General features: G+C 53.2%; 8 protein-coding genes and 8 pseudogenes. 9 read left to right on the top strand and 7 right to left on the bottom strand.

From position 1 onward, the window contains the following. Nucleotides 1-2: 2 nt before the first annotated feature. From L1889_RS11475 to uraD, 6 genes and pseudogenes are all read right to left on the bottom strand, one after another. Nucleotides 3-188: a 4-oxalocrotonate tautomerase gene (locus L1889_RS11475; RefSeq protein ID WP_238665228.1), complete on the bottom strand. Its 186-nt coding sequence runs from the start codon at nucleotides 186-188 to the stop codon at nucleotides 3-5. Nucleotides 189-212: 24 nt separating this feature from the next. Continuing rightward, the gene (locus L1889_RS11470) at nucleotides 213-1007 is read right to left on the bottom strand and encodes a class II aldolase/adducin family protein (RefSeq protein WP_238665227.1); all 795 of its coding nucleotides are present in this window, start codon (nucleotides 1005-1007) and stop codon (nucleotides 213-215) included. After that, the gene (locus tag L1889_RS11465; RefSeq protein ID WP_238665226.1) at nucleotides 1004-1516 is read right to left on the bottom strand and encodes an ureidoglycolate lyase; all 513 of its coding nucleotides are present in this window, start codon (nucleotides 1514-1516) and stop codon (nucleotides 1004-1006) included. Before L1889_RS11465 ends, L1889_RS11470 begins: the two co-directional genes overlap by 4 nt. A 24-nt stretch (nucleotides 1517-1540) precedes the next feature. Continuing rightward, entirely contained in the window at nucleotides 1541-2902 is a 1362-nt protein-coding gene (locus tag L1889_RS11460) for an 8-oxoguanine deaminase (RefSeq protein WP_238665225.1), read from the bottom strand. Between the two features lie 190 nt (nucleotides 2903-3092). Then, a pseudogene (locus tag L1889_RS11455) lies at nucleotides 3093-4444 on the bottom strand (nucleobase:cation symporter-2 family protein). A 265-nt stretch (nucleotides 4445-4709) separates the two neighbouring features. Beyond that, nucleotides 4710-5240, bottom strand: a complete 531-nt coding sequence (uraD, locus tag L1889_RS11450) for a 2-oxo-4-hydroxy-4-carboxy-5-ureidoimidazoline decarboxylase (RefSeq protein ID WP_238665224.1) — start codon at nucleotides 5238-5240, stop codon at nucleotides 4710-4712. Nucleotides 5241-5521: 281 nt separating this feature from the next. Here uraD and L1889_RS11445 point away from each other — a divergent pair, with 281 nt between their 5' ends. From L1889_RS11445 to L1889_RS11405, 9 genes and pseudogenes are all read left to right on the top strand, one after another. Then, nucleotides 5522-6484, top strand: coding sequence for a LysR family transcriptional regulator (locus L1889_RS11445; RefSeq protein ID WP_238665223.1), 963 nt, complete (start codon nucleotides 5522-5524; stop codon nucleotides 6482-6484). 191 nt (nucleotides 6485-6675) lie between these two features. Beyond that, nucleotides 6676-7798 (top strand): annotated as a pseudogene (locus L1889_RS11440) (MraY family glycosyltransferase). 42 nt (nucleotides 7799-7840) lie between these two features. After that, a pseudogene (gene tviB, locus L1889_RS11435) lies at nucleotides 7841-9113 on the top strand (Vi polysaccharide biosynthesis UDP-N-acetylglucosamine C-6 dehydrogenase TviB). A gap of 14 nt (nucleotides 9114-9127) precedes the next feature. Beyond that, a complete protein-coding gene (locus L1889_RS11430) occupies nucleotides 9128-10153 on the top strand; it encodes an SDR family oxidoreductase (RefSeq protein WP_238665222.1) in 1026 nt (341 codons plus the stop codon). Between the two features lie 2 nt (nucleotides 10154-10155). Next, nucleotides 10156-11534 (top strand): annotated as a pseudogene (gene murJ, locus L1889_RS11425) (murein biosynthesis integral membrane protein MurJ). 2 nt (nucleotides 11535-11536) lie between these two features. Further along, nucleotides 11537-12655: pseudogene (locus L1889_RS11420) on the top strand (glycosyltransferase family 4 protein). A gap of 29 nt (nucleotides 12656-12684) precedes the next feature. Then, the gene (locus L1889_RS11415; RefSeq protein ID WP_238665221.1) at nucleotides 12685-13815 is read left to right on the top strand and encodes a glycosyltransferase family 4 protein; all 1131 of its coding nucleotides are present in this window, start codon (nucleotides 12685-12687) and stop codon (nucleotides 13813-13815) included. Continuing rightward, nucleotides 13815-14786 (top strand): annotated as a pseudogene (locus L1889_RS11410) (glycosyltransferase); the annotation flags it as partial. The gene L1889_RS11415 and the pseudogene L1889_RS11410, both read left to right, overlap by 1 nt. A gap of 225 nt (nucleotides 14787-15011) precedes the next feature. Continuing rightward, a pseudogene (locus L1889_RS11405) lies at nucleotides 15012-16123 on the top strand (glycosyltransferase family 4 protein). A 1-nt stretch (nucleotide 16124) separates the two neighbouring features. On the opposite strand, the pseudogene L1889_RS11400 reads toward L1889_RS11405, so the two are convergent. Beyond that, a pseudogene (locus tag L1889_RS11400) lies at nucleotides 16125-17509 on the bottom strand (phosphomannomutase/phosphoglucomutase). Between the last annotated feature and the right edge of the window lie 74 nt (nucleotides 17510-17583).

Genomic DNA, 17583 nt, shown 5'->3' with positions numbered 1-17583 from the left:
TGCTATTTATCAGACCACAGCACGCCTGCAGTGGCCCAGTCTTCGCGTTTAACATCAACGAAAACGATGTCAACGGCATCGGGTTTACAGCCCAGCACGCGACAGGATTCAGCGGTAAGAGCGTGTGCCAGTTCACGTTTCTTTTCTACAGTACGGCCTTCAAATAACTTCACAGTAATGGATGGCATAGAGATTCCTTGAGTTTGAAACGCCTAAGAGGCGAAATCTGGTTCTTCACGCAAGAGTTTGCGCAGCAAAGCTGACCATTCTAATTCGCCATCAGGCGTAGGGCCAGGTGCCAGCCGTGGTTGAGTAGCACTCAGGACTTCTTCGGCAGGCAGAACCAACTCACGTGAGGCCGCCATGGCCACAAGCTGGGTTCTGCACGATTTATCAAGATCGAACATTATGACGTAGGCCTCTGCCACTGTGCGTCCGCAGACCAGCGACCCGTGGTTGCGCAGTATCATGGCCGAGCTTTTGCCTAGGGATTTAAGCAAGCCTTCTTGTTCAGCCGCACTGAAGGCAACGCCCTCATAATCGTGATAGGCAATATTATTCCAGAACCGTATGGCATGTTGCGACATGGGCAGCAGACCTTCTGCTAAGGCCGACACGGAAATCACGGCATCATTGTGCAAGTGCATCACACAGTGCGCATCGCTACGGGCGTTATGGACTGCGCCGTGTATAGCAAAGCCAGTAGGGTTGCCCCGACGCCCGGTACCGTCAATGACGGCTCCGCGGGTGTTCACCAGTAACAGGTTGGAAGCCGTGATTTCTTCAAAGCTCAGCCCATAGGGGTTCATCAAATAAGCGTCGTCACGACCAGGGACTCGCACTGAAATGTGAGTGTATATTTGATCGTCCCAGCCGTGTCTGACGGCAAGGCGATAGCAGGCGGCGAGATCAACCCGGGCTTGCCACTCCTCCTGACTCACCTCTGAAGGGCGGGCGGCATAAAGCGTGCTGCCTGGGTCCAGGCGTGGATCAGTGGGATGGCTCATGCTGTGGCTTGCTCCAGCTCGGCGATAATGGCTTTTTGGCTCAGGTTGATGACGTCACAGTTGTCGCCCGGACCTTTACGGTCAATGACAATAAAATCTACAACTTGTTCCAGTCCAAGCAGGGGATGATGCCATACTCCAGGAGCATAATTTACACCCTGATCACCCCGGGCCAGGAACAGTCGAAGGTCGGTGGCTTCAGGGGTATTTCCGGCAAGCGCTACAACGACAAGATAGGGGCGGCCGGACATGGGAATAAAGGCCTGGCTGGCTTTAGGGTGACGTTCCATCATGGAGACTTCAAATGGCAGGTCACGGGGCTGGCCACGAAAGATAGAGACAATGGCTTTGCCATCCGTCCCCGGTTCAATATTGGCAAGATCGTGGTAACGCTCGGTATTGCCTTCGTTGATGGAGAAATGATGGGCTTCGTCCGAAGCTTCGATTACGTCGCCAAAGGGCGCAAAGGCTTCGCGAGTCAAGTTTTCAAGTTTTAGTGTGATGGTCATCTACTTATCCTTTGTAATTATGAATCAGGAGCTTGAAAGTAGCTCGTGGCTTAAGGTGTTATGGGCACGCACAATGCCAGGCAGATCGCTTTGTTTAAATCGGCCCTCTTGAATCACGATTTTTCCGTTAATGATACTGTATGCCACCGAAGCGCTTGCGCAAAACAGAGTGGCGGCAATGGGGTCATGCAGGGCGCCTGCATAATTAAGCTGGTTTAAATCAAAAGCAATCAGGTCAGCCGCGTAATTTGGACTAAGTTGGCCTATATCGTTGCGATTCAATACGTCTGCTCCCCCACGAGTAGCTACCCATAAGGCTTCGCGTGCCGAAAACTGGCGAGGATCCTGATGGGCGACGCGTTGCAGCAACATGGCTTGCCTGGCTTCATTGAGCATATTGCTGCCATCGTTCGATGCGCTGCCGTCTACGCCCAGTCCAACCGGAACCTGGTGATCCATCATCTTACGGATGGGAGCAATTCCCGATCCCAGACGCATGTTTGAGCAAGGGCAGTGAGCTACCCCGGTTTTGGTGCGTGAAAACAGCTGAATGCCGGCATCGTCTAAATGTACGCAGTGGGCGTGCCATACATCGGGCCCTGTCCAACCGAGCTCTTCTACGTATTCAGCAGGTGTGCGGTTGAATTTTTCGCGTGAGTAGGCGATGTCGTTCTGGTTTTCTGCCAAATGGGTATGCAAGGAAACCTTCAGGCTGCGGGCAAGCTTGGCACTTTCCCTCATTAGGTCTTGTGAAACCGAAAATGGAGAGCAGGGCGCCAGGGCAATTCGTAACATCGAAGCATGGCTGGCGTCGTGGTGTTGCTCGACCAGACGCTGCATGTCGCGCAAAATATGATCTTCATTTTCGACCAGTGAGTCAGGGGGCAGGCCGCCCTTGCTTTCGCCTACACTCATCGCGCCCCGGCTGGCATGGAAACGCATGCCCATTTCCTGGGCGGCCTCTATGGTGTGCTCAAGCGTGCACCCATTCGGAAACAGGTAAAGGTGATCCGAACTGGTTGTGCATCCGCTTTGCAGAAGTTCCGCCATGGCTGTGCGCGTGGATGCGTACAGCATATCAGGGGTGATGCGCTCCCAGATGGGGTAGAGCGTTTTTAGCCAGCCGAACAGTTCAGCATTCTGTGCTTTTGGAACTGCGCGGGTCAGGGTCTGATACATGTGGTGATGCGTATTGATCAGCCCGGGCAGCACCACGTGGTTGCTGAGGTCTATGACCTGATCGACTGCTATGTGGGCGGCACCTTCATTGCTTCCTACATAGTCAATAACCTTTCCGTTGATAACGATGGCCGCGTCGTTCAGTTCGTCGCGGTTATCGTTCATCGTAGCTAAGGTGTGGATGTTTTTAAGTAAAATTTTTGCCATGGCGAGTCCTCGTGCAGAACAAGCCGATGCCTGAGCAAGTTGGGGTATCAGTCATCGGCTGTAGAGTGTAAAAAACCAATGGACTGATACGCGTACCGGCGTTTGAGAAAGGGGTAGCTACGTAGCGAACACCCTTTCTCTAGTATTGCAATGGCCAAACTTTTTGACCATAGGAGAAATCATATGCCGCTTATTCAGCGTCCTTCTGTGCGGGAGCTTCAATGGTGACTTCACCGACGCCATTAAAGTAAACGTTCAATATCACCGCCGACACAGAAGCCAGCAAAATGCCACTGTGCAAGATAGGCTCAAAGGCAGAAGGCAATTGACTGAAAAAGTCCGGGGCCACGGTAGGAATCAAGGCCATGCCTAAACTAATCGCCACAATAAAGGTGTTATGGCGCTGACGCTCGTAATCCACCTGAGACAAGATTTTAATCCCAGTGGCCAGTACCATCCCGAACATTACAATACCAGCGCCACCAAGCACAAAAGTCGGAATCGAGGCGACCAGCAGCGACATTTTTGGCACCAAGCCCAGGACAAGCAGGATCACGCCCGCCATGACACCGACCCAGCGGCTACGTACACCTGTTACGCCGACCAGCCCTACATTCTGCGAAAAAGAGGTGTGTGGAAAGGTATTGAATAAACCACCAATGACGGTGCCAAGCGCATCAACATTCAGGCCTTTTTCAAGCGTTTTCCTGCCCACAGGACGACCAACAATTTCACCCAGAGCCAGGAACATGCCCATGGATTCAATAAAGGTGATGAGCATCACGATTGTAAGGGTCAGAATGGACCAAAGCTCGAACTTTGGGGGCCAAAGTGGAAGGGCAGGATTAACGCAAACCAGGCCGCCTCGTTCATGCCGCTCAGACTGACTTCCCCCATGAATATGGCAATGATAAAGCCAAAGCCCATGCCCAGAAGCACGGCAATGTTGGCAATAAAGCCTTTAATGTAGCGAGTGATCAACAGAATGAAGATCAGCACGATCAACGAGGTCAGCAGGTACTTGGGTGAGCCATAGTTCGGATTGCCTACACCTCCAGCGGCCCAGTTAATGCCCACGCCGATAATAGAGAGACCAATAGAAGTAATGACGATGCCGGTAACGATAGGCGGGAAAAACCGCATGATTTTTCCGATCAGGGGGACGAGCAGCAATGATATGGCCCCGGCGGCGATAGTGGCGCCAAAGATGCCTTGCAGCCCCAGTTCGGGGTTCATCCCTATGCTGACCATTGGGCCCACAGCTGTGAAGGTAACCGCCATGACGACCGGAAGCCGTATTCCAAAACGGCCAAAGCCGAGACACTGAATGAGTGTGACAACGCCGCAGCAAAACAGGTCAGCACTGATCAAAAAAGCAACCGTGGCTTTGTCAAGGCTTAAGGCGCCGCCGATAATCAGTGGCACGGCAACAGCACCAGCGTACATAACGAGCACGTGCTGTAAGCCTAGGGTGAAAAGCTGGCCCATCGGGGGTCGGGCATCTACTGGATGCAGCTGCGTGGACGCAGACCTTGCTTGCATATTGTCTCCCTTCTTTCTGAGGAAAATTGAATTATGAATTTCCGGCCTATTCTGGCAAACGGTTTTTTGTCTGGCATGCGCTGGTGCGGATAACAACCTCTAGCAGGAGTCTGTCCCGACGCGTGGTAATCCAGAGGCCAGCTCGCAAGAGACGGCCGGTTTACGGGTGTATGACGATGGAGCCGCCCCGCGAGAGAGCAGTAGCGGCAGGCTTGCCTGAGCCACCGCTGGAGAGAGTGCCGGAAGTATCGAAATGTCGGATGGTTCAGGCGCCGAATTGTGCATCAAGACGAAAACGGGCAATTTTGCCGATTTCATGCAGGCAGGTATGAAATTCAACTTCTGCGTCGTTCTTTAATCGTGCGTCAACGGTGTCCATGATTTGGTGGCGAGTCAAGCCTTTCACCGCAATCACAAAGGGAAAGCCGAATTTTTTAAGATAGCTGGCATTAAGACTGCGCAGGCGTATTAGCTCGTCGGCGGTACATTGGTCCAGACCTGCACCTTTTTGCTCGCCGGTGGATTCTTTTGTTAAGGTACCGGCAGCAGCTTCTTTACCCGCAAGTTCAGGGTGAGCACAGATCAGGTCAAGCTGCTCTTGGTGACTGGCTTGTTCAACCGCTGCCACCATGGCAGTGTGTAAGGTCTCAACAGAATCAAAGGGACGGTTTGCCCATGCGCGCTCTGCAACCCATGGTGAGTGTTCGAAAATGCCGTCCATGCTGGCAACGAACTGTTCTTGAGACTGCTGGGACAATGCGGCAATTGCGGTCTCCGGGTTCAGTGATTGTGTCATGATGATCGTATTCCGGTTTGATTTGTGAAGGTTTTTTAATCGATGACTGCGCTGCATTTCTCTACGCTTTAGACGAAAGACAACGCCGGCCCGCCGTAATTAGGGCGGTGTGGCTCATGCAGATTCTTAGCTGTTATCGCTTGATAGGTAGCCAGTTTAAGTATTCTGATCATAAATAAAATAGAATTAGCCTTATAACTGATATATGCCATAGCGTATTACGCGTATTACCCGGATTTTTAATAACTCAGCAGCATCTATGGCTTTTTGGAGGACGACGGATGGCGGCAAGACGTGGAGATAATCCGCTAGATACTTATTTGTTGAGGGTGTTCTGCTTGTTAGTGAGCGAACGCAGCGTGTCGCGCACGGCTTTTAAAATGAATCAATCGCAGCCGGCGATCAGTGCTGCCTTGCGGCGGCTGCGCGATATTATCGGTGACCCATTACTGGTCCGTGAGAAAGGCGGAATGGTGCCTACCGAACGGGCTATTGCACTATTGGCGCATGCCAAGGGGGCGTTGGCTGAGATTGATTGCATGGTCAATACCCAGGAAAATTTCGACCCTTTGGTCAGTCGTAGTGAATTTAATATTGGTTCACCTGACTATCTGGCTCCTGTATTCGTGGGTAGCATGGTCGAGCGATTACGGCGTGAAGCGCCGGAGGCAACCCTGAATTTGCATTCTCTGGATGCAAGTTTTGATTTCGAGCGGTCACTCGCCGAGGGTGAACTGGATCTTGTCATTGGAAATTGGCCTGAACCGCCTGATCGTATGCACTTGTCGATTTTGCTCGAAGATCAAATTGTGTGTCTGGTCTCGGCTAATCATCCTTTAGTGCGCAAGGGGGAAATTAATGTCGACGACTATGTCAAAGCCCGTCATGTGGTGCCCATGCCTTATTCGTTGAATCAACGGGGTGTGATTGATATGGCTTTGGCCGGGTTGCGCATACGCCGGGAAGAGACCGTTTCGGTGCAGTCATTTGCGTTGGCACCGTATTTGTTACAGAACACAGATTTGATTTTTACCACTGCCCGCCATTTTGCCGAGTATTACGCCAAGCTTTTGCCTTTAGCTATTCTTGAGGCACCCGTTGAGTTTCCGCCTATGCGTTTCTATCAGTTATGGCACGAGCGAAACCGCCATTCGCCCAGTCACAGATGGCTGCGACGGCTGCTCAGCGAGTGTGGCGCGGCATTAACACCCGTTCAGCCTGAGGCCGATACGCTGTCTAGATAAACATAGTTGCATTAACGTGGCCGGCCTTCTCTATACTTGAAGCATTCCTGTTTGCAATAACGATACGGCCTTCTGTGAAGACAGTGGCTTTTTGTTGCATGTGTATCGGGGTTATAGTCCAGCTTGTTACATGTTAGTCCGATAATAACTACTGCTTCACCGTTAAAGAGTATTTAGTGCAATCGCCTCAAATGTGGGACCCTCTCACGCTACTTTCCATCTGTGCAGTCGCCTTTTTTGTAGGCGGCTTAATTGTTGTGTCCGAACGCTGGCATGGCAAGCTTACTGGCGACAGCGACATGTCCAAACCCCAGGCCACTCATTTACGGCCTACGCCGAGGGTGGGGGCTGGCAATTCTGGCCGGTACCTTGGCAGGGCTGCTGGTTTTAGGGCCCAGCAATATGACCTTAACCTGGCTGTGGCCGGTGCTCTTCGTGGCGGCGCTTCCGGTTTTTGTTGCTGGCCTGGTTGAAGATATTACTAAAGATGTGGGTTCAATGAAGCGCCTTCTTGCTGCCTTTGCATCGGCTGCCATCGCCTGGTGGCTACTGGGCGGGGTGTCGAGGGTGGGGGTTGAATGGGCCGACTGGATTCTCGCTTATTGGCCTATCTCGCTATTATTTACCATGATTGCTGTTGGTGGCTGTACTCACGCCCTGAATATCATTGATGGCATCAATGGTCTTGCGGGAATGATAGCCACGTTAATGGCGATTTCACTGGCCTTGGTGGCGTGGCAGGTTCAGGATTATCCTATTTTTCTTATCGCAGCAGCCTTGGCCTCCGCCACGTTGGGCTTTCTTGCATGGAATTTCCCTTTTGGCAGGGTGTTCCTTGGCGATGGGGGAGCCTATTTTCTGGGCTTTATGCTGGCAGAACTGGCCGTACAACTGGTTGTGCGTAATCCCAGCGTATCGCCTTTTTATGCTTTGGCGGTACTGTTTTATCCGGTTTTCGAAACGATGTTTTCGATCTGGCGGCGTAAATTCAAGCGTGGGGTCCCCGTTGATCAACCCGACGCCTTGCATTTGCATCAGCTGATTTTCAGAAGAATGGTGCGGGTCAGCGTCGTAGCATCGGGCAAACGTTATGTGCCGCCTATGTCAAATGCAATGGCCTCGCCTTATTTATGGGGTCTCGCGTTAGTGGGGCTTATTCCAGCCACCATTTGGTGGGACAATGCTTGGGTTCTGTGTGCAAGCCTGGTGGTCTTCGGCCTGTGCTACGTGTGGTTATACACACGCTTGGTTCGCTGGCGTCGCCCTGCTTGGCTGTTATTGCCGTCGGTACGGCGCGCTCGCCGCAAACGGTAATTTTTTTATTTCTCATCCTCGTCGATGCAAGGGAGACTTACGTTGCAAGTTAAAGATATTAAACTCGCGGTTATTGGGTTAGGTTATGTAGGCCTGCCTTTGGCAGTCGAGTTTGGAAAAAACGCTCTGTAATCGGTTTCGATATTAACAGTCGCCGTATCAGTGAACTTAATCAGGGCGAGGACCACACTCTTGAGGTCGAGCCTGAAGAGCTCAAGCAGGCTGTGCACCTTCGTTATACCCACGATTCGGCAGCACTGGCGGAGGCAAACGTGTTTATTGTGACGGTGCCCACGCCTATTGACGAATATAAGCAGCCTGATCTGACTCCTCTGATCCGTGCCAGCGAGACCATCGCCAAAGTGCTCAAGCGCGGCGATGTGGTTATTTACGAATCCACGGTGTATCCGGGCGCTACCGAGGAAGACTGTGTTCCTGTGCTCGAGCAGGTTTCCGGCCTGCGCTATAACGAAGACTTCTTTGCCGGATATAGCCCAGAGCGCATTAATCCTGGCGATAAGACGCATCGCTTGCCCAATATCCGTAAAGTGACGTCTGGTTCGACTCCTGAGATCGCCGACTTGGTGACTGATCTCTACAACGAAATCATTACGGCTGGCACGCATAAAGCCGCTTCTATTCGTGTCGCGGAAGCGGCCAAAGTTATTGAAAACACTCAGCGCGACGTGAATATTGCCCTGATTAACGAGCTGACCCTTATTTTCAATAAACTGGGTATTGATACTTTAGATGTGCTCGAAGCAGCCGGTACCAAGTGGAATTTCCTGCCTTTCCGTCCGGGTCTGGTCGGGGGACACTGCATTGGGGTCGATCCTTATTACCTTACGCATAAGGCGCAGTCTATTGGCTATCATCCTGAAATCATTCTTGCCGGCCGTCGCTTAAACGACTCGATGGGGGGTATGTTGCCTCTCAGCTCGTCAAGTCCATGACTAAAAGCCGCATTCAGGTTCAGGGCGCCAAAGTGCTGGTAATGGGCCTGACCTTTAAAGAAAACTGTCCCGACCTGCGTAATACCCGCATCGTGGATATTATCAGCGAGCTTGCAGAGTACGACGTAAACGTTGATGTCTACGATCCCTGGGTTGATGCAGACGAGGCCAAGCGCGAATACGGCGTCGAGGTCATTACAGAGCTCAAGGAAAACACCTATGACGCTATGGTGCTGGCGGTTGCCCACCAGCAGTTCGCCGATATGGGGGCCGAAGATATCCGTAAGCTTGGAAAAGCGCAGCACGTGCTCTATGACTTGAAATATGTATTTTCACGTGACGAGTCTGATCTACGGCTATAAAGCAAAGGCTAACCATGAGTAACGCATTTAACCAGGCCCTGACGCAGCTTCGTAGCGACCCAAAGACGTGGTTGATTACGGGTTGCGCAGGCTTCATTGGCTCTAATTTACTTGAGGCGTTGCTGAGCAACGGCCAGAGGGTTGTGGGCCTGGACAACTTTGCAACGGGTCATCAGCATAATCTTGACGAGGTATCCAGGCTGGTTGGCCCAGAGAACTGGGCAAATTTTCGCTTTATCGAAGGTGATATTCGGGATCTCGCCATCTGCCAGCAAGCTTGCACTGATGTAAATTACGTCCTGCATCAGGCGGCACTGGGTTCGGTGCCCCGTTCATTGAACGACCCCTTGACCACTAACGACGTGAACATCAGCGGCGCCTTGAATATGATGGTCGCTGCCCGCGATGCGAAAGTCAGCGGGTACGTGTATGCGGCCTCAAGTTCTACTTATGGCGACCATCCGGGACTGCCTAAGGTCGAAGACCTGATTGGTAAGCCTTTGTCGCCTTATGCAGTCACTAAATACGTCAACGAGCTATATGCCGATGTCTTTAAGCGGGCATACGATTTCAATAGTGTAGGTTTGCGCTACTTTAATGTGTTTGGGCGACGTCAGGATCCAAATGGTGCTTATGCCGCCGTAATTCCCAAGTGGATTTCAACGATGGTTGCGGGAGAGCCGGTCACCATTAACGGCGATGGCGAAACCAGCCGCGACTTTTGTTATATCGACAACGTAATCCAGGCTAATATTTTGGCCGCATTGGCTCAGGGTGAGGCTGCTGCCCAGGTATATAACGTCGCGGTCAATGCGCGTACCAGCTTGAACCAGCTTTTTGATTACCTGCAAGCCGAACTTAAGGTTTGCGGTGTCAATTACGATGTGGCGCCGGTACATGGCGACTTTAGGGCAGGTGACGTACGTCACTCTCAGGCCGATGTCTCCAAGGCGCAGACGTTGCTGGGCTATCAGGCCAACTATACTATCCAGCAGGGCCTGGCCGAAGCCATGCCTTGGTATTTGCGATTTCTGGCTTGAATCTGAAAAGTCTGACTAAGCGCCTGGGGTCGGTACATTCCGATCACCAACGCATTGCCAGAGGGGCGATGCGCGTGGCTTTTTCTTGCTGTTGGGCAAGGCGGCGGGGGCATTTAAAGAGATGGCCGTCGCCTATCGCTACGGCATTAGCGATGTTGTGGATGCCTATCAGTTTACGATGGTAATGGCTAATTGGCTGCCCGTTACTTTGGTAGGTGTGCTGTCCGTGGTGCTGATCCCGGTATTGGTTCAGACCCGCTATCAAGATGCTGCTTCACGACATCGTTTTCTCAATGAGCTCGTAGGAGCGACCCTGATGCTGGGCGCGGCTCTGGTTGTGCTTATTTGGGTATGCTGGCCATGGGTCGTTCGAGTCATGGGGGCCGGTTTAAGTCCCGAGGCTCAGTCCATGAGTGTGCAGTTGATCGCTGCCTTTGCCCCGGCTGCCTTGCTGACCTTGCTAACGGGTATTAGTGCAGCTCGCCTGCGCGCTCACGAACGCCATATCAATACGCTGCTCGATAGCGTGCCTGCCTTTTCTATATTGATCTGGGTGCTGCTCGCTGCTCCGGACGCACAGGCAGGTCCGCTGCTCTGGGGAACACTGGTAGGATACCTGGTGCAATGCGTCTGGCTCTACATTTTGGCCCAGCGGGCAGATCAGGCGGTGGTGATCCCCAAGCCAGGCTTTCAGTCAGAGCAATGGCCCGGTCTATTGACCGCCGCCAGTATTATGCTCATTGGGCAGGTTGCCATGAGCTTTGTGGGACCAATCGATCAGTACTCGGCTGCGAATCTGGGCGGGAATGCCAACTCTACCTTAGGCTACGCCAGCCGGTTTATATCCTTGATGCTTGGGGTTGGTGCAGCCTCTGTAGGCCGGGCTGCCTTGCCGGTGCTTGCCGATGTCAACAGCCGGGGAGACCGTCACCGAGCGCGTGAAATAGCCTTGCGCTGGTCGCTCATGATGATCGGCATAGGCCTGATCATTTCGCTGGTGGCCTTATGGCTGGCTCCCTGGGGCGTCTCCTTGCTGTACGAGCGCGGGGCTTTTGGGTCAGCAGATACTGCGCGTGTGGCCAGTGCCTTGCGATGGGGATTATTCCAGCTGCCATTTTATTTCGGTGTTCTGATTCTCGTTCAGCTATTGGCGAGTCAGCGCCGATATCGCTTGATGGCGACGATTGCCGTATTAAATTTTGCAGTAAAAGCAGGGATGAACGTATGGCTGGCGCCCAAAATGGGTGTGCAGGGGATTATGCTTGCCACTAGCCTGATGTATGCCTCCTCATTTATTTGTTATTTTTTAGCGGCGCTGCGTAGCCCGCCAGCGCTGGAAGAGGCTTCTGCCAACTCCGGTGCCGAAAACCATAAACACTAACCATGCATATTATGATTGTGATCCACTCCCTTGCAGGGGGTGGTGCAGAACGAGTAGCTGTTGATCTGGCGGCTTATTGGTTGAAGCTGGGCCATCGTGTTTCCCTGGTGACTCAAAAAACCAGTGATACTGACGCTTATCAGCCGCCTGCCGGCGTACACCGCTTTGAATTGGCCACGGCTGGCGACTCGGGGGCGGCTGGCGTGGCGCTATTGCCAATCTTCGCCGTGTGTATAGGTTGCGTCGTGTGTTTAAACGGCAAAAGCCAGACTGTATCCTGGGCATGATGACAACGGCGTCTATATTAAGCGTCGTGGCAGCAAAGAATCTAAACTGTAAAGTCATTGTTTCTGAGCACACGCATCCTCCTGCACAAAGGCTTCCCCCATTTGGGTTAAATTACGCAGATGGGCCTATCCGCGTGCGGATGCTGTGGTCGCCCTGACATCAGGAACAGCTACCTGGTTAAGTGCCCATGTGCCGGGCTCCAGGCCAACCGTTATTCCTAATTCTGTCAGGTGGCCGCTGACAGCTGGCGAGCCGCGGATTGCCCCCCAGTTCGTGAAGGGCGTCTGCGCTTGCTGGCTGTGGGACGCCTTCATCCGGTCAAGGGTTTTGATATTTTGATTCAGGCCTTCGCGTTGCTCGCGAAATACTTTCCGGCGTGGGATTTAACCATTGTGGGGGAAGGCCCAGAGCGAGCGTCTCTGCAAGCGCAAATAGATGAACTGTCCTTGGGTTCGCAAATCGAGCTGGTGGGGCGTGTTGGAAATATTCGTGACTGGTACGAAGCCTCTGATCTTTATGTGCTGAGTTCTCGTACTGAGGGCTTATCCAACACCTTGCTTGAAGCCATGGCGTGTGGCTTGCCAGTGGTGGCATTCGACTGCGAAACCGGTCCCCGCGAGATCGTAAGAACCGGAATTGACGGTGTGCTGGTGTCTCCTGCCGAAGACCCGGAGGCCCTGGCTGCCCATCTTTCTGACCTGATGGCGCACCCGTCAAAGCGGAGTGCCCTCGCTAAACGGGCAATTGATGTGCGTGACCGCTTTTCTGCGACTCGCATCATGGCGCAATGGGAGCAGTTGTTACATAAGCCAGGATCGCCTTCTAAACGCTGATGCACTTAACTGACCAGAGGTCGTAGCATATGAAAATAGTCTTTTTCGTAGGCTCCATGAATGCCGGAGGTGCCGAGCGAGTGGCGGCAACGCTGGCCAACGCCTGGGCCGAGCGGGGTGAAGAAGTGGTGCTCGTGCCTACTCATTTGGCTTCGGCTTCCAGTTTCTATCCTATTGATGAGCAGGTAAGGGTGCGCTGGCTGCATACAGTGCTGCCGGCCTTGCCATGGCCCAAGCCTCTGCGCAAGTGGCTGGCGATACGGCAGATGGTCAGGAAAGAGCAGCCCGATGTAGTGGTTTCGTTTTTGACGAATGTGAATGTCATGGTTTTAATTGCGCTTCGAGGGATTGAGATCCCTATTGTTGTGTGTGAGCGTACGAATCCTATGTATAGCAAAAGCGCAGGTCGGGTCTTGCGATGGCTGCGCAGCAAGACCTATGGCTGGGCCGCAAAGGTGGCCTTGCAAACTGAGGACAGCGCCAAGGGCTTTGCTCTTCAGGAGCCGTCATTGGGGCCATTGGCGGTATTAGCCAATCCTTTGCCAGGTCAGTTGCTGCAAGTCGAGCGTACAGTGTCGGTAGAGCACGAGACTGAGCCACGGGTTGTTGCAATGGGCAGGCTGGTTCCGGCCAAGGGGTTCAGTGAACTGATATCTGCTTTTGCCGAGGTCGCCTTAACGCGGCTGCAGTGGCAGCTATATATTTATGGTGAAGGTCCGTTGCGGGCTGAACTTGAGAAGAAAGCCGAGCTGGTAGGCTTAAAAGACCGTATCCATCTGGTAGGACGTACCGAAGAGCCTTGGCGAGAACTCAACCAGGCCCAATTATTTGTGCTCAGCTCTCATTACGAGGGGTTTCCAAACGCCTTGCTTGAAGCCATGGCGTTGGGCCTGGCTTGTGTGGCCGTGGATTGTCCTAGCGGGCCGGCTGAAATCACGCAGCAAGGACGGGATGCAAAGCTTATCCCTCCCCGTGATCCTGTGGCGATGACGAATGCGCTGGCCGAGCTGATGGACGATGCGCGCTTGCGTGGGGCCATGGGGCAGCGGGCAGCCTTGTCAGTACGATCGCGCTATGCGGTACCTGCCGTTTTAGCTCAGTGGGACCATGTATTCAAAGAAGTGGGTGTGGAGTCATCGTCACCCTTGCAGGAGCCATAATGCACGAGAATGACTTACCACCATTAACGGTTGTACATATTATTTCCGGCTTAGGGCAGGGCGGTGCCGAAACGGTGTTGTACCGACTGGTGACGGCGCCGACTCAGCATAATAGAAATATTGTTATTTCATTGGGTGATGCTGACGTGTTCGGGCCTAAGCTTGAGCTTGCCGGTGTGCCCTTGCACTGCTTGAAGATGAAAGGCCCTTTGGCTTTTGTGAGCGGTTTGTTCAGGCTTAGACGCCTGCTCAAGCAGCTTAGTCCGGATGTAGTGCAAACATGGATGTATCACTCTGATTTGGTCGGAGGGATCATGGCTCGCCTCGCTGGTGTGAAAAATGTGGTGTGGTGCATCAGAAATTCTGGCGAAAATTTGCACCGCAGCAGTTTAAAGTCTCGAGTAGTGGCGTGGACTTGTGCCCGATTATCGCGCTGGGTTCCAAGAAAAATTGTCTCTTGTGCTGAAAACGCAGCGCGCCGGCATAAGCAATGGGGTTATGACGCCAGTAAATTCAAGGTCATACCCAATGGTTACGACTTTAGTCACTGGCATGCGGATGCAGAGATAAGAGCCAGCGTACGCGAAGAACTCGGAGTCTCTGAACACACCATGCTGATCGGCGCTATCGCCCGGTGGAATCCCTTAAAGGACCACACCAACCTACTCGGAGCCTTGGCTCAGGTTGTTAAACGCTACCCCGAGGTGCAATGCGTATTGGTAGGGCAGGGGCTCGATCACACGAATACGGCGCTCATGGAGATAATCGAGCGCTTCGGCCTGGGCCGAAACGTGATTTTGCTGGGCCGTCGCGATGACGTGCCACGCATCATGACGGCACTTGATGTGCATGTGCTGTCGAGCAATGCCGAGGGCTTTCCTAATGTGGTCTGTGAAGCCATGGCCACCGAGGTGGCTTGTGTTGTGACCGACGTGGGTGACGCGGCCCTGATTGTCGGAGAGCAAGGGGTTGTGGTTCCTCCGCGTAATGCGGGAGCGTTAGCGCAAGGCGTGTTGTCGGTTCTTGACGAGCTGCATGGCCCGGCTGACGTCGAACGTAGGCGTAAAGGGCGTGAGCGGGTGGTGCGCCTGTTTAGCTTATCGTCAATGGTGTCTAACTACGAACGCTTTTGGCGTTTTGAAGAAAAAGCCGATGTAGTGCCTATTGCGGCGCTCTCGAGTCGGGACAGGCGCCTGATGATAGTGGTCAACAATCCGGCCTTCTTCTTATCGCATCGAGTCGGTATTGCGCTTGAGGCCAAGCAGCAGGGCTATGAGGTGCATGTGGCAACCATGGCGGGCGAGACTGTCAGGCAAATTCGGGATCTGGGGCTGATACATCATGTCATACCCATGACACGCAGCGGAAAAAATCCTGCACAAGAGCTTAAGACCTTGTGGGCGCTTTACCGGTTATTCAAAGCGGTATCGCCTTCTATAGTCCATGCCGTCACCATCAAGCCGGTGCTTTATGGCGGGATTGCGGCCCGCCTGGCAAAAGTGCCGGGCTTTCTGGCGGCGATATCTGGTCTGGGGTATATCTTTACCAGCGAAAATTCGGGGTTTATGCGCACTGCGGCGATACGCTTATATCGTTTGGCCCTGGGCCATAAGAACAGCCGCGTCATTTTTCAGAACACCAGCGATCGTGATGTACTGATTGCCGCCAAAGTTGTCAGGCCGGATCAAGCTGTTGTGATTCGGGGGTCGGGGGTAGTCCTGGAGCAATTCTCTGGGGAAATACCGCGCCTGCGCCACCGGTCGTAGCGCTGATGGTGTCCAGGTTGCTGGTCGACAAAGGGGTGCGTGAGTTTGTGCAGGCCGCCCGCTTAAGTTCGGGGCACCTGAGCGGTATTGTGTGGCGTATTGCAGGTAGCCCGGATCCGGGTAACCCTGCAAGCATCAGTACTGAGCAAATTCAAAGCTGGCATGATCAGGGCTTCGTCGAGTGGCTGGGTGAGGTTGACGATGTGGCTGGTTTGTACGCGCAGTCTCATATCGCCGTATTGCCTTCGTATCGTGAGGGGCTGCCTAAGTCTTTAGTCGAGGCAGCAGCGGCAGGTGTGGCTGTAGTTACTACCGATGTGCCGGGTTGCCGCGATGCCATTGATCCCAATCGTTCTGGCTTGCTCGTGCCGGCTAAAGACGCCACCGCCTTGGCTGAGGCGGTGCAGCGGCTCGCTGATGATCAGACACTGCGGGCTGAGTTCGGTGCTGCAGGCCGGCTATTGGCCGAACAGGCCTTTGATATTAAAAAAATTGTCCGGCAACACATTGAACTCTATGAGCTGTTAGCCCGCCAGGCCTGATTTAAAAAGGAAGGGCCATCTCAGGTCTTAACTGATGGATGGCGTCGCGGAACTCACTTTGAATACGATGTAAGGCCGCTTCGGTTTGTGCTTCAAAACGAAGCACTACAACCGGCGTGGTGTTTGATGCGCGCGCCAGTCCGAAGCCATCCTCGTATTCGGCCCGAATGCCGTCTATAGTAATTCGGCTGCTTGCCGTGGCGAATGCGTCCAGTTTTTGAAGCTGAGCGACAAACGCATGGGGTTCGCCTTCGTTCATCTCTAGCTTAAGTTCGGGTGTAGACAGGTCCTGGGGCAAGGCGTCCAATATTGACGAAGGGTCAGAGTGCCTTGAGAGTATCTCGAGCAAGCGCACCCCTGTATATAAGCCGTCATCAAAGCCATACCAGCGTTCTTTGAAAAAATATGACCGCTCATTTCGCCGGCCAGCGGGGCTCCGGTCTCGGCCAGCTTGGCCTTGATCAATGAGTGGCCAGTTTGCCACATCAGGGGTACGCCTCCGGCCTTTCTTACTTCAAGTCCTACATGGCGGCTGCATTTCACATCGTAGATGATGGTGGCACCGGGATCACGTTCAAGCACGTCTTGCGCATATAGCACCAGTTGCCGGTCTGGCCAGATAATATTACCCGTGCGTGTCACGACACCCAGGCGGTCAGCATCGCCGTCGAAAGCGAGGCCTAATTCGCAATCGCTTGTCTGCACATGCGCGATTAAGTCCGCCAGGTTGGCCGGAACCGCAGGGTCGGGGTGATGATTGGGGAAGTCGCCATCGACATCACCAAACAGCATGTCGACATCGCAGCCCAGCTGTGTGTAAAGCTCGTTGGCCAGCACGGCACCTGCGCCATTACCACAGTCGATGGCAATTTTCATGGGGCGCGCCAGGTGGATGCTTTCGCAGATTTCCTGAATGTATTGCGGTACTAGCTCTTGCTTTTGACATTTGCCCGGCGTAGCTACTGCGGTGAGGCTGCCTTGCATGGTTTTCTTGATGTGCTGGATGTCGTCGCCATGCAAGGTTTTGCCGTCGATCATCATTTTGAAACCGTTGTATTGTGGCGGGTTGTGGCTACCCGTAATGGCTACGCCTGTTCCGGTTTTTAATATATTTGCAGCGTAATAAACCAGTGGTGTAGGAACCAGCCCCAGGTCAATGCTGTTAACACCCACGCTGTTGATGCCTTCGTGCATGGACTTGGCCAGCTGTGGGCTGCTGTGTCTGCCATCGTAACCCACCACTACCGTTTCAATGCCTAATCGGGCAGACTCTATCCCTATGGCTTGGCCCAGGGAGTAAGAAAAACGAGGGTTAAGCTGTTCAGGCACGATACCGCGTATGTCGTACGCTTTAAACACGGCCTCGGGCAAAGTCGGGGTTGGCATAGCAGAAAATTCCTTATAAGGTGGAATGTTAAGCTCTCCATTATCGCCTATAGGCGTATGCTTAAGCTAAAGTT

The sequence above is a fragment of the Paenalcaligenes niemegkensis genome, assembly GCF_022230885.1.
Classification (GTDB): Bacteria; Pseudomonadota; Gammaproteobacteria; order Burkholderiales; family Burkholderiaceae_B; genus Paenalcaligenes; species Paenalcaligenes niemegkensis.
Note: the sequence above shows the minus strand (reverse complement) of the source record. Positions and strands in the feature narration are given on the sequence as shown.